Source organism: Paenarthrobacter sp. TYUT067, assembly GCF_023656375.1.
In the GTDB taxonomy this organism is placed as follows: Bacteria; Actinomycetota; Actinomycetes; order Actinomycetales; family Micrococcaceae; genus Arthrobacter.
The window spans coordinates 17,357-40,243 of sequence record NZ_JAMOIT010000016.1; the positions used below are offsets into that span (position 1 = coordinate 17,357).

At 62.3% G+C, this 22,887-nt stretch carries 22 protein-coding genes; 6 read left to right on the top strand and 16 right to left on the bottom strand.

Features of this window, described 5'->3' with window-relative positions; translation table 11 throughout:
- Positions 1 to 66: 66 nt before the first annotated feature.
- The 4 genes from MOD31_RS14895 to MOD31_RS14910 form a co-directional block, all read right to left on the bottom strand.
- On the bottom strand, positions 67 to 1,137 hold the full coding sequence (locus MOD31_RS14895; RefSeq protein WP_142940028.1) for an alkene reductase: 1,071 nt from the start codon (positions 1,135 to 1,137) through the stop codon (positions 67 to 69).
- Positions 1,138 to 1,245: 108 nt separating this feature from the next.
- Positions 1,246 to 1,866, bottom strand: coding sequence for an SIS domain-containing protein (locus MOD31_RS14900; RefSeq protein WP_187697265.1), 621 nt, complete (start codon positions 1,864 to 1,866; stop codon positions 1,246 to 1,248).
- Between the two features lie 23 nt (positions 1,867 to 1,889).
- Positions 1,890 to 2,405: a hypothetical protein gene (locus MOD31_RS14905; protein WP_142940029.1), complete on the bottom strand. Its 516-nt coding sequence runs from the start codon at positions 2,403 to 2,405 to the stop codon at positions 1,890 to 1,892.
- A 137-nt stretch (positions 2,406 to 2,542) separates the two neighbouring features.
- Positions 2,543 to 2,800 (bottom strand): hypothetical protein, encoded by a 258-nt coding sequence (locus MOD31_RS14910; protein WP_374206993.1) that lies wholly within the window; start codon positions 2,798 to 2,800, stop codon positions 2,543 to 2,545.
- A gap of 236 nt (positions 2,801 to 3,036) precedes the next feature.
- Between MOD31_RS14910 and MOD31_RS14915 the strand changes: the two genes are divergently transcribed.
- A complete protein-coding gene (locus tag MOD31_RS14915; RefSeq protein WP_250821003.1) occupies positions 3,037 to 4,212 on the top strand; it encodes a zinc-dependent alcohol dehydrogenase in 1,176 nt (391 codons plus the stop codon).
- A gap of 113 nt (positions 4,213 to 4,325) precedes the next feature.
- Positions 4,326 to 4,511 (top strand): CsbD family protein, encoded by a 186-nt coding sequence (locus MOD31_RS14920; RefSeq protein ID WP_142940032.1) that lies wholly within the window; start codon positions 4,326 to 4,328, stop codon positions 4,509 to 4,511.
- Positions 4,512 to 4,671: 160 nt separating this feature from the next.
- Here the strand turns inward: MOD31_RS14920 and MOD31_RS14925 are convergent, their stop codons facing one another.
- The gene (locus tag MOD31_RS14925) at positions 4,672 to 6,399 is read right to left on the bottom strand and encodes a cytosine permease (RefSeq protein WP_250821004.1); all 1,728 of its coding nucleotides are present in this window, start codon (positions 6,397 to 6,399) and stop codon (positions 4,672 to 4,674) included.
- Positions 6,400 to 6,594: 195 nt separating this feature from the next.
- Between MOD31_RS14925 and bioB the strand changes: the two genes are divergently transcribed.
- Complete coding sequence (gene bioB / locus MOD31_RS14930) at positions 6,595 to 7,620, top strand: biotin synthase BioB (protein ID WP_142940034.1); 1,026 nt, start codon at positions 6,595 to 6,597, stop codon at positions 7,618 to 7,620.
- Between the two features lie 11 nt (positions 7,621 to 7,631).
- On the opposite strand, the gene MOD31_RS14935 is transcribed toward bioB, so the two are convergent.
- Positions 7,632 to 7,841, bottom strand: a complete 210-nt coding sequence (locus MOD31_RS14935; RefSeq protein WP_250821005.1) for a hypothetical protein — start codon at positions 7,839 to 7,841, stop codon at positions 7,632 to 7,634.
- A gap of 89 nt (positions 7,842 to 7,930) precedes the next feature.
- On the opposite strand from MOD31_RS14935, the gene MOD31_RS14940 reads away from it, so the two are divergent.
- Entirely contained in the window at positions 7,931 to 8,371 is a 441-nt protein-coding gene (locus tag MOD31_RS14940) for a very short patch repair endonuclease (RefSeq protein WP_223941988.1), read from the top strand.
- Positions 8,372 to 8,440: 69 nt separating this feature from the next.
- On the opposite strand, the gene MOD31_RS14945 is transcribed toward MOD31_RS14940, so the two are convergent.
- A complete protein-coding gene (locus MOD31_RS14945; protein WP_165450215.1) occupies positions 8,441 to 8,617 on the bottom strand; it encodes a hypothetical protein in 177 nt (58 codons plus the stop codon).
- Positions 8,618 to 8,805: 188 nt separating this feature from the next.
- Between MOD31_RS14945 and MOD31_RS14950 the strand changes: the two genes are divergently transcribed.
- Complete coding sequence (locus MOD31_RS14950) at positions 8,806 to 9,192, top strand: Hpt domain-containing protein (protein ID WP_166841561.1); 387 nt, start codon at positions 8,806 to 8,808, stop codon at positions 9,190 to 9,192.
- Positions 9,193 to 9,259: 67 nt separating this feature from the next.
- Here MOD31_RS14950 and MOD31_RS14955 read toward each other — a convergent pair whose 3' ends face one another.
- Positions 9,260 to 10,003 carry a response regulator transcription factor gene (locus MOD31_RS14955; RefSeq protein WP_142940038.1) on the bottom strand — a complete coding sequence of 248 codons (744 nt, stop codon included), beginning with the start codon at positions 10,001 to 10,003 and terminating at the stop codon, positions 9,260 to 9,262.
- Between the two features lie 99 nt (positions 10,004 to 10,102).
- Here MOD31_RS14955 and MOD31_RS14960 point away from each other — a divergent pair, with 99 nt between their 5' ends.
- Positions 10,103 to 11,773, top strand: coding sequence for a cell wall metabolism sensor histidine kinase WalK (locus MOD31_RS14960; protein WP_223941986.1), 1,671 nt, complete (start codon positions 10,103 to 10,105; stop codon positions 11,771 to 11,773).
- A gap of 3 nt (positions 11,774 to 11,776) precedes the next feature.
- Here MOD31_RS14960 and MOD31_RS14965 read toward each other — a convergent pair whose 3' ends face one another.
- From MOD31_RS14965 to MOD31_RS15000, 8 genes are all read right to left on the bottom strand, one after another.
- Positions 11,777 to 12,028 carry a PLD nuclease N-terminal domain-containing protein gene (locus tag MOD31_RS14965; RefSeq protein WP_223941985.1) on the bottom strand — a complete coding sequence of 84 codons (252 nt, stop codon included), beginning with the start codon at positions 12,026 to 12,028 and terminating at the stop codon, positions 11,777 to 11,779.
- A gap of 33 nt (positions 12,029 to 12,061) precedes the next feature.
- Entirely contained in the window at positions 12,062 to 13,270 is a 1,209-nt protein-coding gene (locus MOD31_RS14970) for an McrC family protein (RefSeq protein WP_250821006.1), read from the bottom strand.
- A 73-nt stretch (positions 13,271 to 13,343) separates the two neighbouring features.
- Positions 13,344 to 15,578, bottom strand: a complete 2,235-nt coding sequence (locus tag MOD31_RS14975) for an McrB family protein (protein WP_250821007.1) — start codon at positions 15,576 to 15,578, stop codon at positions 13,344 to 13,346.
- Positions 15,579 to 15,674: 96 nt separating this feature from the next.
- On the bottom strand, positions 15,675 to 16,277 hold the full coding sequence (locus tag MOD31_RS14980) for a DUF1349 domain-containing protein (protein ID WP_250821008.1): 603 nt from the start codon (positions 16,275 to 16,277) through the stop codon (positions 15,675 to 15,677).
- A gap of 87 nt (positions 16,278 to 16,364) precedes the next feature.
- Positions 16,365 to 18,302: a DUF5107 domain-containing protein gene (locus MOD31_RS14985; RefSeq protein WP_250821009.1), complete on the bottom strand. Its 1,938-nt coding sequence runs from the start codon at positions 18,300 to 18,302 to the stop codon at positions 16,365 to 16,367.
- A 1-nt stretch (position 18,303) separates the two neighbouring features.
- Entirely contained in the window at positions 18,304 to 21,417 is a 3,114-nt protein-coding gene (locus tag MOD31_RS14990) for a glycoside hydrolase domain-containing protein (RefSeq protein ID WP_250821010.1), read from the bottom strand.
- A gap of 185 nt (positions 21,418 to 21,602) precedes the next feature.
- Positions 21,603 to 22,367, bottom strand: coding sequence for a copper homeostasis protein CutC (locus MOD31_RS14995; protein ID WP_142940045.1), 765 nt, complete (start codon positions 22,365 to 22,367; stop codon positions 21,603 to 21,605).
- Between the two features lie 80 nt (positions 22,368 to 22,447).
- Positions 22,448 to 22,864 (bottom strand): thioesterase family protein, encoded by a 417-nt coding sequence (locus tag MOD31_RS15000; protein WP_250821048.1) that lies wholly within the window; start codon positions 22,862 to 22,864, stop codon positions 22,448 to 22,450.
- Positions 22,865 to 22,887 lie beyond the last annotated feature (23 nt).

Below are 22,887 nucleotides of genomic sequence, written 5' to 3' on the forward strand. Positions count from 1 at the left end.
ACCCGGGCGTGGGTGCCGACGTCGTGGTCTTGCTGAAGTACTTTGCGCTAAAAGTGCGCGGGGTTCTTAGTTGGCGTAGAACGGGTAATCGGTGTAACCCTCGGCGCCGTCGGCGTAGAAGGTGGAAGCGTCCGGCTCATTGAGCGGCAGGCTTTCGCGCCAGCGACGGGCGAGATCGGGATTGGCAATGGCCGGGCGTCCCACCACCACGGCGTCGGCGAGTCCGTCTTCGATGATTGCAAAGGCTTCATCGCGGGTGGTGATCTCGCTGAAGCCTGTGTTTACCAGGAACGTGCCGTTGAAGCGCTCGCGGAGGTCCTGCACCAAAGAGCTCTTAGGGTCATGGTGGAGGATGCTCAAGTACGCCAGGTTCAGCGGAGCGATGGTGTCAACCAGCACTTCGTATGTGGCCCGGACGTCGTCGGCGTCGATTTCGGCGATTCCCTGCACATTGTGCTCCGGGGAAATACGGATGCCCACCCGGTTGGCACCGAGGGCCTCGACCACGGCGTTGACGGTCTCGATCACGAAACGGGCCCGGTTCTCCGGGGAGCCTCCATAGCTGTCCGTGCGAACGTTCGAGTTCGGTGCAAGGAATTCGTGCAGCAGGTAACCGTTGGCGGAGTGGAGTTCAACGCCGTCGAATCCTGCCTCGATAGCGTTCTTGGACGCGGTGACAATTTCCTGAATAACCGCCGGAAGCTCATCCGTGCGAAGTTCGCGCGGCACCGGGTAGGGCTGCTTGCCGTTGGGCGTGCGAACTTCGCCCTCGATGGCCACCGCACTGGGGCCCACGATCTCGTGGCCGTTGGTGATGTCGGCGTGTGAAACGCGGCCGCCATGCATGACCTGAGCAAAGATGCGGCCACCCTCGGCGTGGACTGCGTCGGTGACGTTCTTCCAGCCCGCAATTTGCTCCTCCGTGACAAGCCCTGGCTGCCCCGGGTACGACTGGCCTGCGAACGTCGGATAGGTGCCTTCGCTGACGATCAGCCCAAGGGAAGCCCGCTGCCGGTAATGCTCAGCGATCAATGAACCAGGCACACCGTTCTGACCTGCGCGTAGACGCGTCAAGGGTGCCATCACCAGACGGTTGGAAAGTTCAAGCTCGCCGAGGGCCAGGGGGGTAAACAGCATGCGCAGTTCCTTTCAGAGTGAATCAGGTTCACCTTGGGCAACTGCATGGCGTCTGCAACTATTCCGAAGGAGTCGGACATCACACCGACTGTGATGGAAAATCAGGACTCACTCCGGTTCGACGCTTTTCAAGGCATCTTCGAAGCACTCGCACAGGGCCAGTACCGCCACAAGGTGAGCTTCTTCTGCATGAGGAGGATCCGTGTCGATGCATATTGACTCGTTGACCGACTGGGCGAGGTCCTTGGACTCCTTGCCCGTGAGCGCCCAGACCCGTGCACCTCTTGATTTCGCCGCGGCTGCAGCTTCACGGAGCTCCTCGGTGATCCCCCTGGCAGCGAGAAGGACCACTATGTCACCCGCTCGCACCTGGGTGGATATCTGAGCTCCCATGCTTCCGCTGCCGTTAGAGCCGGCAGCGCTTTTGGTGATGGAGATGGCTTTGAAACCGGACCCCTCCACAGGATCGTGCGCGTTCAGCTCTGAGGTGAACCTCTGCGCCTCGTGCGAAGATCCGTCGCTGCCTGCGGCGAAGACGCACCCCCCGCGCAACCTGACACGCGCCAACTCCTCGCCCCATTCGGCGAGCCGCGAAGACTCGCGACGGAGGGCCGCCACAGCGGGGCCGATCTCACCCAGGTGTCCTAAGACCACGTCTACCGCATGCCGGTTCGGTTTCGACCCGGTAGAGCGTTCCGCCTGACCTGTTCGCCTCACCACAATGCTCACGCCCCTACCTCCGTCCCTTGAAGCTACAGGTTCCTGCCGCCCTCGCGCGTTGGACTGTCATTCGCCGAACCATCCCGGCCGCCGCGGTCCCGTGTAAGCCGCTCGCCCTCAGTTAGGTTGGACCGATCGTGGTCAGCCTCGCGGGAGTGGTCAGCGCCCTGCGTACGGTCAGTGTCACGGGAGCGGTCAGCGTCATGCGACCTCCCCGTGTTCGAAGCCGGATCCAGTTTGTCGGCGCGACGGAGATGTTCCTCGACGCGTTCGTGAGCTTCTCCGGCTTTGTGCGCTCGTTCTTCCGCTTCCTTCCGGAGCCGGTTGGCTTCGACTTCCGCCTGAAGCGCGGCGGCCTCTGCCTGCGCTGATTCGGCTTTTGCCTGGTGCGCACCGATGGCTTCCTCGGCCGCCTTCTCGCGCAGCTCCTCAGCACGGCGGCGATTGACCTCGGCCTTTTTGCGTCGCCCGATGACAACTGCGACGATCACAACGGCAATGACGACGACGGCCAGCACGATGATCAGTACCAGTGTTCCTGTATCCATGTGCGTTACCTCCCTGATGAGCGACTTCTATGGGCGCCGCTCGTGGCCCGTGCTGGCTTAGTACGTGAAATGCTTGATGCCCGGGATGCGTACCTGGGGTGTACCCCAGGTACACATCTCGAAACGATTCCGGGTTCTCAGACGGGCAGCTCCATCCGAAAGCCGCACCTGCAATGGATGACACGGGTCGTGAAGTACACATCCAGTAGGACATCGTCCACGTCTTCGGTGGTCATGGGCGCGTAGACGCTACGGGCAGAGGATTCGGCAAATGCCATGGGCTCGCCGCAGTGGAAATAGTGGCCACCGGATTGGAGCAGACCGGATACGTTTCCGCTGCGGTTGGGGATTGCGGCAGCGTCTCCGGAAACCAGCGGGTTCTTCATGATGGACAACGCGATCACTCCTCGGTCGGCTCTGCCCGAAACTCTCTCCTTCGCACCATCTTAACACTAACAATCAGGATGCTTATTACTTTTGGGTTTCAGTGGCTTTCGATGTGTTCCCTGAGCGCTGATCTTCCGGCGATGTCGAGGCAAGGCGGCCTTGTGCGCTGATGCCATCTCTGCTTCGCTGGGAAGGTCTCCAGCAGCGAGGGACCTACCCAGCCTTAACGCAGGGAGCATCGATCGTGAAAGCAGTGACATGGCAAGGCCGGCGCTCAGTCAGCGTCGAAGACGTCCCCGATCCCTCCATCCAGGAGCCCACGGACGCGATTGTCCGGATCACATCCACAGCCATTTGCGGCTCCGACCTTCACCTTTACGAAGTTCTGGGCCCGTACATGCATAAGGGCGATGTAATTGGTCACGAGCCCATGGGAATCGTGGAAGAAGTGGGCTCCGAGGTCCACCGACTCAAAAAGGGTGACCGCGTGGTGGTGCCCTTCAATATCTCCTGCGGTCATTGCTATATGTGCAACCAAGGCCTTCAGTCGCAATGTGAAACCACGCAGGTGACAGCCAAGGGGTCAGGGGCCGCACTTTTCGGCTACTCCGAACTTTATGGCTCAGTCCCCGGCGGACAGGCTCAATACCTGCGCGTTCCCTTCGCAGATTACGGCCCTGTCAAAATTGATTCCGATGCCCCGGATGAGCGCTATCTCTTCCTCTCAGACATCCTGCCCACAGCGTGGCAGGCAGTTGAGTATGCGAACGTGCCGGACGGTGGCACGCTGGCTGTACTCGGGCTCGGCCCCGTGGGCCAGTTCGCTGCAAGGATAGGCGTCCACCAAGGCTTCCGCGTGATTGGCGTCGATCCGGTCCCCGAACGCCGCGCGATGGCGGAGGCACATGGCGTAGAGACCATGGATTACAGCTCCCACGTGGCGGAGCAGATTCGTGAAGAGACGCTCGGGCGAGGGCCCGACTCCGTGGTGGATGCGGTGGGTATGGAGGCTCATGGATCCCCCGTGGCATCCTTCCTCCACCGGGCCGTCTCGTTACTCCCGGACAAGCCCGCGCAGGTGGCCATGGAAACCATGAGCGTTGACCGGTTAGCCGCGCTCCATACAGCCGTGGATCTGGTCCGCCGTGGCGGAACCCTTTCGCTGAGCGGCGTCTATGGCGGTCAAGCAGATCCCATGCCCCTGATGACCATGTTCGACAAGCAAATCCAGCTCCGCATGGGGCAGTGCAATGTTCGCAGCTGGACTGACGCGCTGCTCCCCCTGGTAGAGGACGACGCCGATCCGCTGGGAGTCATGCATCTGGTCACCCACACCGGAGGGCTGGATGAGGCGCCCGCCCTCTATGAGAAGTTCCAGAAGAAGCAGGACGGCTGCATCAAGGTGGTGCTCAAGCCCTAGGCGGCGCTTCACAGTCGCGTGGTACCAATGCCATAGCGATGTGTTCAGGAAGTACCCAGAATTGCTCGTTAGCCTAGCGATTGTCAGCGTTGGATTACATCGAAGGAGGGCCCATGGGACTCGGAGACAAGATCAGCAACAAGGCACAGGAAGTCACCGGTAAGGCAAAGGAAGCCTTGGGTGACGCAACGAACAATGAGAAACTGCAGGCCGAGGGCGTCGCTGATCAAGCGGCTGCCAAGACCAAGCAGGCCGGCGAGAACGTCAAGGACACCGCGAAGGACGTCTTCGACAAGTAAGCCCCCACAGCAACAACCACAACTAAATAATTCACACAGCACAACGCCCCGGCGCTCGAAAGAAGGCCGGGGCGTTTGCGTGCACCCAAGTAAGTAGCATTCAAGCGCGTTTTGAGGGCTCTAAACGCGCTTAACTGCGACTCAGTTGGGTCGGCGGGGGTTACTTTTGGGCCGGGAGTACCAGCGCGCCCGTCTTGTCCGTGGACAACGCCAGGGACGAGATGTACTGGGGTTCGCCGTCGGGCCCGTCCTGAGCGGAGCGGAGCATGTCCGGACGTTCGAACTCGATGCCTGTCACGTGGCACATCAGCTTGGCATCGCTGGGGTTGCCGTCGGCGTCAAACATCGGCAGGTCGATGCCGTCGTCGGTCCGGCGGAGGTAGTAGCGCCCCTTGGTGGCCAGAGCCAACAGGGGCGGCAGCACCAAGGCCAGGCCCACTGCGAAGATCGGCGAGAACGGCTGTACTGCGGAACCGAAGGCGCCAAAGAAGACGGCGATGGAAACCCCTGCGGAGACCAGCATGGACACGAAACCCACGGGATTGACGGCGTAGAGCATCCCGCGGCGGAACTCCGGAACCTTGGGCGAGATCTTCAGCAGATACTTGTTGATGGCTATGTCCGAGGCCACCGTGACCACCCAGGCCATGGCGCAGTTGGCGTAGAAGCCCAGGATCGTGTTGAGGAACTCGAACATGTTCGATTCCATAAGCACCAGCGCAATCACCAGGTTCACCACAACAAACACCATGCGGCCCGGGTAGGTCTTGGTGATGCGCGTGAAGGAGTTGGTCCAGGCCAGCGAGCCGGAGTAGGCGTTGGTGACGTTGATCTTGATCTGCGAGATGACCACCAGCACCACGGCCAAAGTCATGGCGAGCCAGGCCGGCATCATCTCTTCGTAGACGCCCAGAAACTGGTGAACGGGCTCATTTGCATGCACCGCAGCCGCAGGATCCAGCTTGGCGATCAGGTAGATCGCGATGAACAGGCCGATGATCTGCTTGATGGCACCGAAGATGACCCAGCCCGGTCCGGCCAGGATCACTGCACGCCACCAAGCACCCTTGTTCTCAGCAGTCTTGGCCGGCATAAAGCGCAGGTAGTCGATCTGCTCCGCGATCTGTGCCATGAGTGACAGGCACACACCGGCCGCCAACATCACCGATGCCAGGTTAGGTCCACCCTGCCCGGAAGCGCCGGTGAACGCGAAGAAGGCGTCGATGCTCTCGGGGTGGGACAGTAGCAGATAGCCCACGGGAACCACCATGAGCAACAGCCACAGTGGCGTGGTCCACACCTGCAAAGTAGCGAGCGTCTTCATTCCGTAGATCACCAGCGGAATGATGATGATGGTGGACACCGCATAGCCGATCCACTGCGGAATACCGAGGCCCAGCTGCAGCCCTTGGGCCATGATGGAGCCCTCAAGCGCGAAGAAGATGAACGTGAACGTGGCGAAAATGATGTTGGTGACCACTGAGCCGTAGTAGCCGAACCCCGAGCCGCGGGTGATCAGGTCCAAATCGATGTTGTAGCGTGCTGCGTAATAGGCCAAGGGGAAGCCGGTGGCGAAGATGATCACCGCGGCCACGATGATGCCGAAGATCGCGTTCACTGTTCCATAGGCGATGCCGATGTTCGCGCCGATGGAGAAGTCGGCCAGGTAGGCGATGCCGCCCAACGCACTGGTGGCCACCACACCGGCGCTCCATTTCCGGTAGGACCGCGGAGCGAACCGGAGCGTGTAATCCTCCAGGCTCTCCTTCGCAGCACTCATCGCGTCGGCGTTGCCTTGCGCTATTGGAACAGAGCCGGCGGTTCCGACGGCGGTTCCAGCCGCCGTCGTCGGCTCCAATGTTGCGGTACTGGTCTTGTTCTCACTCATTCGTGGTCGCTTTCGTCCGGGGAGGGTGCTTCGCCCACGACGCTAGTCACGCAGCGCGTCAATTCAGTCACGTCCATGTTTCACAGCTGTAACTTCTGCATCAGCCGCCCCGCGCGGCCAGCACCAAAATCAGGATCCATGGTTTGTACGCACCCCACAAAATCGCCCTCCACCTGCACCGATACCGTCAAGGACATGAGCACCCAAGCACCCCTTGAGACCACCACCTACGCCATTCTGGACACCGCCCGCGAGCAGGTCCTTGAACGGGGCGAAGGCCTGAACGAATCCCAACTCATCCAGATCCTGGAGCTCCCCGACCACGCCATCCCCGAAGCCCTGCAACTCGCGCATGAGGTTCGCCTCAAGCACTGTGGTGAGGATGTTGAGGTGGAAGGCATCATCTCCATCAAGACCGGTGGCTGCCCGGAAGACTGCCATTTCTGCAGCCAGTCGGGCCTGTTCGACTCCCCCGTCCGTGGCGTTTGGCTGGACATCCCGGAGCTGGTTAAGGCAGCCAAGGAAACCGCAGCCACCGGTGCCACCGAGTTCTGCATCGTGGCGGCTGTTCGGGGCCCGGACATCAAGCTCATGAACCAGATCAAGTTTGCGATCGACCGCATCAATGAAGAAGTGGACATCAACATCGCCTGCTCGCTGGGCATGCTCACGCAACGCCAAGTGGACCAGCTGGCCGAGTGGGGCGTCCACCGCTACAACCACAACCTTGAGACAGCGCGCAGCTACTTCCCCGAGGTCGTTACTACTCACAGCTATGAGGAACGTCTCGAGACGTGCGCCATGGTGAAGGCCGCCGGAATGGAACTATGCTGCGGTGCGCTGATCGGCATGGGTGAATCATTGGCCCAGCGGGCCGAACTCGCTGCCCAGCTTGCCGCCCTTGAACCGCACGAAGTCCCACTGAACTTCCTTAATCCCCGCCCCGGCACACCGTTGGAAAACCAGGGAATCATGGACGGCAAGGATGCCCTCCGTGCTATCGCCGCGTTCCGGCTGGCGATGCCGCGGACCGTTCTCCGATACGCCGGCGGCCGTGAACTGACCCTTGGCGACCTCGGCACCCGCGACGGTCTCCTGGGTGGTATCAACGCCGTCATTGTGGGCAACTACCTCACCACCCTGGGCCGACCCGCCAACGCCGACCTCAACCTCTTGGTGGAACTGAACATGCCCATCAAGGAATTCCAGAAGTCGCTATGAAGGCTGCAGAGTCACAGAAGTTCTGCGGCCACTGCGGCGGCGGCACTTTCAGCACCGACGGCGGCACGATCGGCACCGATGGTGACGGTCCGACGTCGGACGCCCACCGCAGCTGCCAACAGCGCCTGGCGATGGAGCCGCCGCGCTTTTGTCCGGAGTGCCGGCGCCGCATGAAAGTGCAGGTCACTCCGTTGGGGTGGACCGCGGAGTGTTCGCGCCACGGCCTGATGAGTTTTTGTACAGATACCGCCCCTAACAGCACCTCATAAGGGCGGTATCTGTACAAATACTCCCTGGGTAGGCTGGATGCATGACCGGGAGCCGGGACCTTCTGACGCGGGAGCAACGCAGCCGCAACATGTCGAAAATCCGCGGGAAGAACACCAAACCAGAGCTGCTGGTTCGTAAACTCCTGCACGCGAAAGGCTACCGGTACCGGTTGCACGGGCAGTCCGGAGCAGTGAAGCTGCCGGGCCGCCCGGATTTGGTGTTTGCGGGCAGGCGCAAGGTCATTTTCGTCAATGGCTGTTTCTGGCATGTCCATGATTGCAAAGCGGGACAGCATGCTCCGGCGGCAAATGCCGAGTTCTGGGAAGTCAAGAGAAGACGAACCCGCGAAAGGGACGCCCTGCAGCGGGAACAGTTGACAGCTGCCGGCTGGCAGGTGCTCACGGTCTGGGAGTGCCAACTTAAGAATATGTCCGTGCTCGAGGATCGGCTCACGGCATTCCTGGAGTCCGCTGAGGGTTAGGCCGGCTACGCACTACGCCCGCAAATTAACTCCGCACTATGCCAGCGATGAGGCTCCGCAAGTCAGCGGCTATCTAGGCGCGGTTGTGGTGGTTGGCGCGGAATTGACCGTGTTGTCCGTGACATTGGGCTGGGAACTCTGCTGCCAAAGCGAGAAGGCGGCCGAACCTCCAATGCCCAGCAGTACCGTCATGCAGACCACGATGATGAGCAGGAGGCCCGGTGACGGGCGAGCACCACTGTCCATGTTCTTCCCCGTTCCTGGTCCAGCCTGGAGACATCCAGATCTGCTTTCACTACTTTGTGGGGGCGAGATCAAGAGCGCCTCTGAGTCCGCTCAAGATTGGATCAATCTTTGGATATTTGGCGTTGCGCAACTTCCACGGGTCCTACTGTTGAATGGTGAATCTATTGTTTGGAGGCGGGAGGGGTTTGGTGTCTGAGTACGACGAGTGCACCGACGCCCTGGTGGATCGCACCGTTCTCACCGAACTCCAAGCAGAGTTAGGCGGCGACCACAGCATCATCAGCAGCTTCGTGCGCAACTATGTGGAGCTTCTGCCCTGGCGGGTGGGTCGGCTACACCGCGCACTGGAAAGGCAGGACATTGAGGACGCCATGGACGCGGTCCTCAGCCTCAAAACCTCCAGCCACATGGTGGGCGCCATCTGCATGAACCGCTTGGCGACCGAGCTGGAGATCAGCATCCGACTCCTGCCGAACGGAGACCACTTGGACCGCTTGGCCGCGCAGGTCCACGAAATCGAGAATTTTGTCTCCGGCACCATCCAAGAACTGGAAACGCCCCTGCAGCCTAACTAGCCGCTTCAGCCCAACTAGGCGCTGCAGTCCAACTAGCCCCTGCAGCCCAGTTCATGGACGGCGGGGCTTAGTTGTTTGAGGCGGGCGCGAGCCGGTAACCGACGCCGCGTACCGTCTCAAGCCAGCGGGGCGCCTGAATGCTGTCGCCGAGCTTCTTGCGCAGATTTCCCATGTGTACCTCAACGGCGCGCTCGTCCGCGTCGCTGACGTAACTGCCGACGTCGTAGGGTTCGTTGCGGAGGCGACGGGCGAGGTCTGCCTTGGTCCGCACAATCCGCCCGGTCTCCAACAGGGCGAGCAGGAGGTCGAACTCGGTGCGGGTCAGCTTGAGTTCGGTGCCGTTCAGGACCGCTGTGCGCGACCCGGCGGAAACGGCCAGACCGTTGTGGCTAACCTCGGGGTCCACCACTTCTTCCGGAGCGCTCTTGGATTCGGACGACGCCCGCGGACGCCGCATCATCGCTTCGACGCGCGCGCGCAGTTCCCGGGGACGGAAGGGCTTGGTGAGGTAGTCGTCGCCGCCGGCTTCCAGACCCATGAGGGTGTCCAGCTCTTCGGCGCGGGCGGTCAACATGATGATGTAGGCGTCCGAGGATTTCCGGATCTGGCGGGCAACCTCAAAACCGTCGATATCGGGAAGGCCCAAGTCCAGCGTAATGACATCCGGATTCAGCTCGCGGGCCGACGTCACACCTGCGGATCCGGTGGACGCGACGTGCACATCAAACCCCGCCTGGGATAGAACTACGCGTACCAATTCGCGGATATCCTGATCATCTTCAATGACCAGCCCCACACGTGCTTCACTCATCGCTGCCCCTCAGCCCCTTCGATAACCTCAGAAGTATATCCATTATGGTTAGGCTGATCTCATGAACCGACTTTCTTCCGCATTTTTGGTGGATGTGCCATGACCCCGCCGTCAACGTGGGACATTGGTGAAAAGAAGCAATTGTTGGTTTTTCGGCGCTCTTTCCACGAACATACCCTGCGTATGCGAGTAGTGCTCAGCCAATTGCCGTTATCCGTGTGTGTCTGTATTTCGGCCATCCTGGTTTGGCTGTATTTTCCTGCCACGCTCGAAAATCCGCTGTTCCTCATTTTCCTGCTGAGTCAGGCGCTCCTCCTGGCACTGTGCATCATTGTGCCCTGGCACCGGCTCCCGTTCGCCACCTTCCTCAGCATCCCCATCCTGGACATGGTCTCCATCGGCTTCGCCCGTGAAGGTGCGGTGGAGTCCATCACCGGCCTCAGCGTCCTGGTGGTGTTGCCCGTCATCTGGCTGTGTGCTTCAGGGTTGTACCCGAAACTGGCCATTGTCCTGTCCTTCCTGGGACCGTTAGGGATCGTCTGGGTTCCCTTGTTCGTGAGAGGGACCCTCAGCGAACAGGACCTCACCAAGCCACTGCTGTTCCCCATTCTCATGTTGGGCATCGGTGTTTCCGTGAGTGTTCTGACCCTGAGCATGGTGCGTCAGCAGCGTGCGTTGGAGCAGAAGGACGAGGCCCTTAAGGAAGCACTGAGCGTCAGCACCAAACAGGAACGGCTCCTGAACACCGTCATGGAAGCCCTTCCCCTGGGCGTGGTGGCCGTCGACGGCGATGGCCATGACATCCTCATGAACCGTCGCCAGCGCCAAACACACGCACTGGCAACTCCCCCGGACAATGACGATCCCAACGAATCCCAGTTGCTCATCTTCGACACGGACCGGACCACGCCCCTGGATGCCGACCGCAGGCCGGTGCGCCGTGCAGTCCTGGGCGAAAGGTTCACCGACCAGTTGGTGTGGTTGGGTTCTGGGAGCGATCAACGTGCCTTCACCGCGAGCGCACGCCCCATGGTGGACGACTCCGGCAAGTTCGCCGGGTCCGTAGTGGTGTTCAGCGACGTCACGGACTTGGTGAACGCCCTCGCCGCCAAAGACGACTTTGTTGCCAACGTATCCCACGAGTTCCGTACGCCTCTAACGTCCATCCTTGGGTACGTTGAGCTGATCCTGGATGAGCCGGACACCCTCGACGCCAAGGCACGCAAACAGCTGGACATCGTCAGGCGGAACGCGGAGAGGCTCCTGACCCTCGTCTCGGACTTGCTGGCCATACGTTCGGGCCAGATCGTCATTCAACCTCACACAGTGGACGTTGCCGAGTTGGTGCGCGGGAGCGTCAACTCCGCAGAGCCCCGTGCCGCCAAGGCCGGCATCAGGCTCTCCGTGGATCTCCCCGACGCCTTGGAAGCCCGCATCGACTCCTCAAGGATCGCGCAGGTACTGGACAACTTGGTATCGAATGCCATCAAGTACTCCCCCGACGGCGGGGACGTTGAAGTGGCCGCTTGGGAGGATCAGGACTTCATCTTCTGCCGGGTCACCGATACCGGGATGGGGATGAACGAAGAGGAACAGGCCGAGGCTTTCACCAAGTTCTTCCGGGCCGGCGGCGTACGCAAAAGCGCCATTCCCGGCGTCGGGCTTGGACTGCCCATCAGCAAAGCCATTGTTGAGGCGCACGGCGGAACCATCACGTTGGAAAGCGAACCAGGCCGGGGCACCACGTTCACGGTGAAGATGCCCTCGTGAGCATCAGCGCTTAGGGGCGCCTGCACCCATCTCAGCGTCCCGACGGCGGCCGAACAGGAAGTAGCTGACCGGGCCGAAGAAGTTGATGAAGGAGACAGCGCGCCAGACCGCCTTCTTGCCTCTGATCTGATCGTCAGGAGTCTTGCCGATGCTCCGCTGCGCCGCGCCCAGCAAGGCCATGTTGATGGCGCCGCTGACCAACAGCATGATCCGTTGGCCTTTGGTCATATCGCGCCATGATTTCTTGCGGCCCATAGTGCCTCCTCCAGTGAAGATTTACTTATCAGGCTAGTCCGACGCCGGGCGGCCCGCCACAGCCTGGCGGACTACCTCGCCCCAGGATTGTTCCGCCAGGTCAGCCACTGCGGACAGGATTTCCGACGGCGGCAAGGACAGGTCCAGCGGGTACTCCACTATGTCGATGTCCGTGTTGAGGATCCTACGCAGCTTCATTTCCCCCGAACCCGCGTAGACGAGCCATGCGGTGGGTACCCTGAGGGCTGTGCAGTATGCCAGCAACTGGTAGTGGTCCGCGCTTAGGGACGCGCCGGCGTCGGAGGCTGCCTGGTATTTGGAGTCGTAGACCACCACGGGACGCCCACCCAGGAAATGCACGGCGTCCGGACGAACGGTAATGCGATCGGAGTCCCGGACTGCCTCATTGAGGAGCGCGCCGTACTGGAGGCGCATCTCTCCCGGGTGGGCACTCATGGCGCTGCGCAACGCGGTCCCCACGAATTCCTCGAACACCTGGCCCATGTCCACCACGAAGGACGCAGTTTGCTGCTTACCCTCACCGGCCTCGGCGGAAGCGTTGCGGAGGATCACCTCGGCCAGGCGCAGCACGGGGTGGTACCTGAGGTTCATCCGGCTGGCCCGCCACGGCGGCAGGGGCGCTCCGGACTGGAGCCGTGTGACGGCGTCGAGCTTTCCTTTGAGCTGCCGCAAACGGCTCAGGACATTGGGCCGGACGCCGGGAACCTGGCCCATGCGCTCCAAGGCAGCACGGAGGATACGGTTCTCCGCGATGTCCTCCGTGAATTCGTCGTAGGAGACTTCCAATGGCACCATCATCCCGGGACGTCGTGAAATCTGGTCCGAGATCCGGATGCGCCCTTTGACGGTGCGCAAGGACTCCTCCACGGTGAGGTAGCCCTGCAGGACGCCACGGCTCAGGGCTTTGTCCGCCAACTGAGCTAGTGATTCGGCCAGTGCGCTCCACAGGTCCGGGTGCTCCACGGCCTCCACTGAGTGATCACGGAAGCCCTGCTCTCCGGCGTAGCTGAGCAGGAAGAGGAGCCTGCTCAGGCCAAGCCGGTCCTTGGGACGGACTTCGAGCTGCACCGTGGTGGTCCGTACTGAGCCCACCTTGCCAACGGGTTCAATCCGGTAGAGGCCCATGCCCATGGGAGAGGCCTTGGCCAGCCCGCTGGTGTTGATGAATGCCGCCGATTGGGGATCGAGTTTTTCCACCACCCCGCGGGAGAGCTCGTCCATGACGATATGCCGGGGGCCGGAGTTGACCCGCCCCGCGCTGGCGGGCGCACGGCCGGGCCTTGGCGGGATGCCTTTAGCGGGCTGCAAGACGTCCCAGCAGCTGGTCCAGGCCGAAGCGTTCCTCCAGCTGCGCCCGGTTCAGCTGCCCGTGATAGTGCTCCTCCAGCAACGGCATGAGCTCGTACTTCCAGATGCGGCGGAGTCCAGTGGGGTTCTGGGCCGCGTTCTTCATGAAGTAGGACGGCCCGATCATCAGGTCCCGGTCCCAGTCGTCGATCGCGTCATTGAGCGCATCCAGCAGGTCCGCGTTGAGGGTGTCCAGACCGCGGGCTTCCAGGAAGCGACGCAGCGTGCCACGGATCGGATCCTCTTTGGGGTGGAGCTCGATGAACGCAAACCGCCGGCGAATGGCGGCGTCCATCATGGCGATGGAACGGTCCGCGGTGTTCATGGTTCCGATGATGTAAAGGTTGTCCGGCAAGCTGAAGGGCTCATTGGGGCTGTACTGGAGGTAGATGCGGTCGTCCCGGTATTCCAGGAGGAAGTAGAGCTCGCCGAAGACCTTGGCCAGGTTGGCGCGGTTCATTTCATCGATGATCAGGAAGTACGGCTTGTGCGCATTCTCGGGTTTCGCGGCCTCCTCGGCGAGACGCCGCAGTGGACCGGCCACAAGCTTGAAGGACACTTGGCCATCATCAGTTTTGTCCGGCCGGTAGCCCTCGAAGAAATCCTCGTAGGCATACGAGGGATGGAACTGGACCAGCTTCACCCGTTCGTCGGTGTGGTCACCGGCCAACTCGGCGGCAAGATGCTTTGCGAGGTACGTTTTGCCGGTTCCCGGCGGACCATAAAGAACCAGTTGGCGGTTTTCCTCGAGAAGTTCAGCGATCTCCTTGAGTGGTTCAACGTCCATGTGCAGGGACGCTGCAAACTCTTCGGTCAGCGGCCGGAACCCTTGCTGGACAACCTCGACGACGGTGGTGGGCGGTGTTTCGTCCTCGCCATCGGTTTCGGCTTCCACGGGGAGCAGCTCCTGCAGGGCCTGAATCACCCTGGTGACGTCCACGATGATGCCCGGGGTGGAAAGTTGACGCTGGGCGTGCCGGGGAAGCTCGGGGATAGCGTAACTGTCATCGAACCAGCGGACCTTGCGGCGGATCCGCCGATTGTCTTCATGGTGTTCGGGTTCTCCGAGGACCACACCAACCCTTACCCGGCCGGCGTGCTGGTACAGCGTGAGGTCACCTGGCTTCATGACTGTCAGGAAAGCGAAAACAGCTGTTTTGGTGTCTTCGCGCTCCACGTAGCCCAGGTGCTTGTAATCCTCATCCACGGCATGCTGGACCACGCCTGCCGTGACCCCTGCGTTGAGGGCGCGCAGATGTTCCACATCCAAGGTGGCCTTCTCTTCGGCAACCCAGGCGGCCAGCAGGTCCGCATTGTCGTGATGGGTACGCAGGAGCCAGGAACGGCGCCCCGGATCTCCCACCTTGCGCCATTGGCTTACCAGTTGGCGTCCGTACCAGTCGATGCGCTGCCCGGCTTGCTCGTCCAGGTGCAGGCGGATGCGGTGGATGTCGGCGGTAATGTCCTCGTCTGTATCGCCCCCGGCCCCGCCGACGAGAGAAGCAAAGGCGTCCCGGATTTCCTGGCGTTCAACGTCTGCCACTACGGGCTCAAAGTAGCTCGGCCACACCAAGTACTCGATGCTGCGGCGCAGGGCAGGCTGGTCCTCGGGCGTTGCGGCGGCCAGTTCATGGAACTTCAGCGGGTCCGCGAGTGCCTCGTTAATGGTGGCTGTGCTTTGGCTGTCCACGTGGGCCACGAAGCGGCACAGCCATTTCAGGTGGTCCCAGATGGTCCAGTTGAACTCGGCGGTGCGGTCACGGATGACGCCGTGGTCCGTCATGCCCTCATATAGCTCTTCCGGCAGCTCGATGGGCGGCTCAACCCATGATGCGGCCTCGGTGACGCGGGCACGCTTGACCCGGAGGGACTTGACCTCGTGCGCGAGCGGCAGTGATTGCAGGAATAGCAGTTCCACGGCCAGCAGCTTGGCTTCCCGGGACGCGCCATGAAGGTTCTGCCGCAGGTTGGTCATCATGGGGGCTTTGGAGTCCTCCACCCCGCGTTCAAGCCGTTCCAGGAGCTCAGCGGCAGCATCTGCGGTCCACGTCAACGTCCTGCCGTCCAGCGCCGAGGGTCTCCCGTGGAGCGCCGGACCCAGCACATACCAAGCTGCGTCCTCGATCTCCTTGGAGACTCCGGGGGCGCGGTCAATGGCAGTTTTTACGGAGGGAATCACCATGCCAACTTACCTTGTTTGGTTTATCCAAGCATCTGGATATCCACAGGCTTGCTGCCCATCCCGGCGAAGCTGCGTTCAACCCCCGATTGACCAGCGCTAACTTCCGTCGCGGAGGTCAGCCGGAGGTTCGTCCTTCACTTCGATGGCGTCGAAACGTGCCTCACAGCTCTCGCCCATGGGCGCTTGCGACATGAACCCGACGTGCACTGCTTTCTCCGTATCCAGCCTGAACAGCCGCACGAAGGACCATTTCCGGCCGTCCGATGACCAGTGGAAAGCCCACGCTGGCCCTACCCGGCTCACGCGCAGGTAAACCCACGGGGCGTCCACCACGGGGCCGTTGGAATCGTCGGAGTAGTTGTTGGTCACCACGCTGACCACCATGGCTTCCCCTTGCGGAGAATACTCGAGGCAGAGCTTGGCCCAGTGCTCGCTGTCCGCCCACAAAGTCAGCACACCGGCGTCGAACGTTGTCCGTGGTGAGGCCACCAACACCCGGGCTGAGAGTGAGAACGCGGCAGGTGCCCTGAAGCCCAACGCTGTGGCGCGGTGCTGCGGCTCGCCGCCCAGGGAATCGTTGGTCCAGTCGACGCCGGGGGCTGCCGTGAGCGTCAGCGTCCCCTCCGCCTGGTCATAGCTGGCATGGCCGTCTGACGAGGACCATTCCAAGGCTGGCAGTCCCGGTATCTCGGGGGGCATTAGGTGCTCCGTTCGTTGCGTCTGCATGTTCCAGAACACGCTTTCAGAGATTACTCCCGATGTGCGGGAGGCCACACCGCGCGCCCGTCAGTGCATCCCGAACTGATAGGCCGCAGGGACGGGCTCGTCCGAGCACACTTCTTCCCACAAGTCCGCTATGGCGTCCTCGCCCTCGCGGAGGTCCGGAATCTCGACGCCCTCACGCAGGATCGCGGCTGCTTCGGTGGCTTTCCCGGTTCGCGCGAGCGCCAGCGCCTTGAGGAACCTCAAACGTCCGACGCCGGCGCCCTCCTTGGGTGCCGACTCCACCAGTCCCAGTGCCATGGCGGGGTCCCCGTGCCGGATGCTGAGCGTGACGGCTTCCGTCAGCAAGGCTGTGGTGGAGGGGTCAGCGTCAACGCCCCTCCGGAGCTCTGTAAGTCCATCAGCCTCCTGACCTGCGGCGAGCAGGGCCAAGCCCAAGCCGCGGTGCGCGAGCGCCCTGATGCCGGGAGCGGCCCCTCCGTCGGAAAGCACCCCGCGGTACCCCGCCTTCGCACCGTCCAGGTCCTGACGGGCGTGCTTCATGGTGGCCAGGTGAAACCTCGATTCGGGGCTGGCCTGCCCACCAAGCAACTCTTCCCAGTCCGCCCCGGCGACGAAACCGGGCCCGCCGTCGAACGTTTTTCCCTCCAACAGACCGAGCCACGGTTCCTGCTCGGCCGTGACGCTCTCCACCCCGAAAGGTGTACCGCTCTCATCCACCCAGCCCTTCCCGGATTTCCGGCGCCGGGCGCGTTCAAGAACGCCCCAACCACTGCCGCGCAGCAGCATGGTGGACGGCGGGATGTCGGCATCGCTGAGGGCTGCGGGGAGCATGGCCTCGAGTTCGTCATGGGGCAGGAGTTGCTCCAATCGCTGGCTGGCGTTGGCCACCGCAGCGTCCCAGTCGGCACCGTGCGAGGTTTCCGGATCGAGATGACCGTTACCGTAGGCCTCTACCCATGCCCACTCCGCGTCGGCTGGCATGACAAGGTGTTCAAACTGCGTCTGCGCCAAACCCGCCTGGATTTCGGCATACGGTCCAGCTCCGGGGCTCAGCCATTCCTGCCACCGCTTGCCGCCCTGCCCCTGGCCCCATACGAAGAGCTTCTTGCCGCGGAGGAGTCCCGTGGAGAGCATCGCCAGCCCGTCGCCGTCGTCGTCGGCTGCAACAACCCAACGCCGTTCGGAAGGGTCGATGTCGAAGAAGAAATCCGCCGCGTGGGGGCTGTTGACCGGCCATGTGCCGTCATATCCCTCGTGGGCGGTGGGCCGGACGCGGGTGATGTCCGTGGTGTAGTCGCTGCCGAAAGCCTCATCCGCCGGGGCGATCACGCGGGTCCGCTCCGTCTCGGGGATGGCGGCGTTGCTCCACCAGTACATGGGGACCTCGTGGTCGTTTGGGTTGCGGATCCGCACCGCCGCGAACACCACAGGCGAGTCGCCGGGCAGCCAGATGTCCACCTGGAAAACCACTTCCCGCAGCCTCTCGTATTCCCACATCCGCAGGATGTGCTTGCCGTCCGGGGTGCGGACAATCGCGGTGTGCAAAGGATCGCAGCTGGTGGGCGAATGACCTCGGGTGCCGATGTTCCATTCCAGCCCACCGGCGAACCAGGCCTTGCGCAATGCAACATTGGCCAGTTGCGGGGCATCGTGGGTGTGGAGGAGCTGCTTGCCCGTCTTTTTGTCGAACAGTTCCCAGATGCGGCCACCCAGCGACGGGAGGACCGTCACCTTGAGTTTGCTGTTTTCAAGCACGACGGCGGGCACTTCCTTGGGTGCCGCGTCCCGGCTGTAGCCGTCCTGCATGAGGTACGGGTAAATGTTGGGCACCACACCGAACCGGGCCGAGGCCTGGAGTTCCTCCGGCACCCCCTCTCCCACGGTGTAGGGCTGGTCCAGCTCAGCCGCCACCACGGGCAAGGGGTTGAGCGGGCCGAGCTCGGCCATGGTCAGGGAAACGGTGGTGACTGTAAGGGTGGAGGTTGCTGTGTCTGCCACGTCAGTATCCGATCGTGAGAAGGAGACCGCGCTGCGGCTCGATGGTTATGGCTTGGCCGGGCGCGTAGCTCGCGGCAGATTGGAAGCCGGCGATGGTGGGGGCCTTGATGGTTCTGGTGGCGGCAGCAGCGTCGTCGAAAATCAGCGTCACTTGTTCAGTGTCCGCGGCCCAGGAGGCCAGCGCTACAACCACTCTGTGCTCCGTGAGCCACGTGGTGGCCAGAACGTCCGGGTGACTTGTCTTTACGGGGGCCTGCGGGTCCCAAAACCCTTGCATTTTCCCGTGCTCCAACCCGGTTTGGGCCCAGAACTCCCAGAGCGGGCGGTTGTCCACGGCAGGTGCCCGGCCTGTCATCCCGAACACCATGCCACGCCATGGGTTGCCACCGCCTTCCAGCATCTCGCCCATGAGGCCGAAGGGAATGCCGGAGAGCTCCACCAGCCAATAGTCGGGATCGGTGGTGTTGTAGTCGAAGTACTCCCCCAGCCATAGCCTGTCCACATACGGCAAGTGCTCCATGTACAGATTGGCGGAGGATGCGTAACCGTCGTGCGCAGTGAACTGGTTTGCTGAATGGAGGTCAATCTCAGGGCCGTCTACACCACGGGTTATGCAGGCCCGCTCCAGGACCTTGCGGACCCGCTGCATGGCGTGGCGGTCATAGGCGATGTCATCCAGGTAGATGCCGTCAATCCCATCCTCCCCGCCGGCCAGTTCCTGAAGGCTCCGCACGTAGAAGTTCTCCCACCGTGATTCGCCGGTTGTCACCACGGCGATGTCCTCCACATTGGGTGCAAACCACGCTGAAACGTAGCCGCTGCCGGCATGTTCCTGCAGCCAGATGTGGCCTGCCCCTGGTCCGTCGCTGAAGACTTCGTGGTCCAGGTGCAGCAACGGCAGCAGCTCCGGGCTATGGAACGTGAGCTCGCGGACCGTGTTGTAAACCTTGGCTTTGAGCCCGTGCTGATGGCACTGGGCCACGTACTTCCGCAGCGAGTCCTGGGTCAGCAAGGGATCATTGATATAGGGCGCCGGCGCCGTGGCGTGATGGACGTTGACCACGGTGGCACCAGCGGCCTTGATGTCCGCAGGGTTTTCAGGAGCGTGGAAGTACCGTTTTCCAAGGTGTTTACCGGGATCGATCGGCTTGAACGGTGTCAGCAGCATGCGGAAATCGAAGTCCAATGGCTCATCCGCCGTCAGGGTCCGGGCACCACTGAAGGCACGCAGCGTGGCTGTGTCCCCCGATGTCCGCAACGCGACACCGCCCCGGACTCCGCTTTCACCGCCGGCCTGCTGCCGGTTGGCCCACGATCCCGGTTCCACCAACGGTTTCTCCCGGTAGAAGTTGGTGTTGAGCGGCCGTTCATAGCTGCCATCACGTAAGGAAAGCTGGACGCCTACATTCACACTCCCCAGCCACAACGCGTCCTGGTTCTTCGCCGCCACGTCCCAAGTCCAGTCGATGGTGTCCGGCCGTCTTCCACCCGGGATGCCCAACCCCATGGCCAGCGGAACCGAAGCCTCATGGAGCGCCAGCTGCAGGCCGACGTCGTTCACCTCCAAGGTCCCCACCGGGCTGAGCCGCAGCGAGTACGAAACTGCCCCATCGGCGTCGAGAACGCCGTTCAGCTCCAGCGTCAGTGCCGTCTTGCCGTCCTTGCGACCTGTCCAGGTGCAGCGCCACGACATCCGCGCCGGGCCGTCCTCAGTGAAAACGAGCTGACCGTGCGTCCAATCAATTCCCTCAACCTCCAGCCGCATGGGAGCACTGAAAAGCTCGACGACGGGACCATCCGTCGCGGTCACCGCGGTGGTAAACGTTGACGTCACCTGCGCCGGAAGTCCGGACTCCGTCAGCTGCAAGGACCTGCCCAGAATCCCCAACGTCCTGCACGTTTCGTCCAAAGTGATGGCCGTATATGGCCTAACGAGCTCCGCGTCCTGAGCCACTCGCGAATCCAGCCAGGCCAGGCGCCGAAGGGAACGTGCATCTCCGAAACCGCCCGCAAGGAGTGCCGGATCTGTTTCCGCGGCCACATCAAGCCTGACCACGACCTCCCGTGGTGGCTCCCCCGCTGCATGGATAGTCACCATCGCGGAGTGCGTGGTTCCCGCAGCTTCCTCAGGGATGGGAAGGACCACCAGCAAAGCCCGTACGGTGCCGGCAGCAACGTTGAGGGCTCTGTGCCATGGCTTGCCCAGCCTGTCCACGCCATCGGTGTTGATGCAGCGCCCGCGGGTACCTTCTCCTCCCGTTGGCTCTTCCCCGGCTGATGAGGGCCCGGCTGATGGGGTGACCCGCACTGTCACGCCGTTGAGATCCTTCTGCGCATACAGCCCCAACTGAACCACATAGTCCTCGCCAGCCTGTGCAGTGCCGTGGAAAGCTTCCGAGGGCCCGTTGATCACCCAGTGCGCCGGTAGGTCATGCCGCATGGAGATGGGATTCAGGCGGTCCTCGGGAACCACCAGAAGGGCTTCTCCCGCGTGGAGTGCCCGGAACCGCTCCAGTTCGTCTGCGCGGGCGGTGAAGTTCATGGGTGCGAACGAGTCCCGTTCGCTTGCCGCCTCATATCGGAGGACTTTGGCGGTGGGCAGCGCAGCTTGCGCCCCGCTTGCCCAGGCGGAACGTCCGACGGCGGCGGCCCAGGCCGGATCTGCGGCAGGACGACGCGGGAGGTACTGCGCCTGGGGATAGTGGGCTTTCCCCAGCATGGCGTACGGCAGGTAGAAGACGAAGTAGATGCCAGGGCCCTCTGTGGCTTCGAAGACAACCGTTCCGGACTCGCGGGTGGCCTCTTCCACCATCACGTTCCGGACCCTGATGCCGGTCTTCTCCGAGACGACCATGACATCCACCGTTGCGGGGTCCTTGTCCTGCCGCCGCCACGGGATGACAGCCCTGTGGGCCGCACCAACCCCGCCGCCCCTTCCGCTGAGCCCCGCTTCAGCCACATCCAGGACTTCCACAACGAATCGGTGATTGCCGTAGAGCAGTTTGTCCCACGCGCCGATGCCACAATCCACCTCCGGGTGGGCTGTCACTGAACCGATTCTGCTGGGATTTGGCGGGGTGATGAGGGCCGGTGAAACCGGCGCGGGCAGCGGCATCGCTGAGACTCCTGAAGGTAGCTTCCGGGGTTTTTCACCTGTTTGGTGAATCCTTACATCATCCCGGCGTTCCGTGGAGTCGTAAAGGGTTATTGCGATGCGCGATCACTGCAATTCCCGCCCCCGAATACTGGCCATGACGCTGCCAGGGCATTATGACGGTGCTACTTGGAGGCGGCCAGGTGCTACTTGGAGGCGGCCAGGTTCAGTGCGTTGACTTTCGCCCTCGCCGCCCGGACGACGTCGCGGTTGGTAACTGTGTAAGCCGTGGGATCGCTGCCGTCCTGCGCACCGAGGGAGACCGCCCCATCGGCGAGAGTGGAGACCGTCTTCTTGGCCGAAAGGTGGACCGCAGCAAGGCCTGCCCTGTGCATCGCAGGGATGTCGTCAAGGGTTAGTCCTCCCCCGGCCATGATCTGCAGTGCACTCCCGGCACGTTCTGCCATGGTGGTCAACGTGGACAGCCCGGCCCCCGCGGTGGCTTCGTGGCCCGAGGTCAGGATCCGCGTGAAGCCAAGTTCCATCAGCTGTTCAAGAGCGGCCACGGGGTCTCGTGACTGGTCTATGGCCCTGTGAAAGGTCAACTCTGCTTCCGGGTTGGCTTCCTTGGCGGAATCCACGAGGCGCTGGATCGCGTGAACGTCTACGTCTCCGGACGCGGTGAGCGCCCCGACCACCACCCCGTGGGCCCCCTGAGCCAGCAGATGGCGGATCTCGTGGACCATGGTGTCTACGTCGGACGCAGAGTACCGGAAGTCGCCGGGCCTGGAGCGGATCAGTGGATGGATCGCCAGACGGCCGTCAACGTGCTCCATGCTGGCTTCCATGAGTCCTTGGCTTGGCGTGACGCCACCAAGTTCCAGGCTGCTGCACAGTTCGATGCGGTCGGCTCCCTCGGCGGCTGCCGTGCCTGCACCCGCGGCACTCACCACGGCAATTTCAAGTTTCATGGTGAAACTCTACGTGGAGTCTTTGTACAGCTCATGCCCCTAAGACGGCCATTTGAGGGCATCAGCTGTACAAAAACTCGTCAGGCCTGGTACTTCTGCAGCTTTTCCTTTTGCTCCGGCGTGAGCCTTAGGACCCGTCCTGTGGCCTCGGCGACGAAAGCCAGGTGAGTAGTTGCTTTCACGCAGTCTTCCCGCGTGACGGGATCTTTGATGACGTAATGGAGATCGAAGCTGGCGCCTTTGATGGCCCCCACCCAGATCTCCACCACAGCCGGGATGTTGCGGTAATCCAAAGTCCGGACGTACCGGACTTTGTGCTCCACAACCAGGGTCATGGTGCCTTCCTCGACGTCATTGAACAGGGCCGCCGGGGGCTCTACGCCCGGAAGGCCCGCTCCGCGAGGGGGCCCGAAGGCTGCGATACGGGCTTCCTCCAGCATCCGCACAATCTGGACGTTGTTGATGTGGCCGTAGGCGTCCATGTCACCCCAGCGCATGGGTACGAGGACCTCTATGCGGC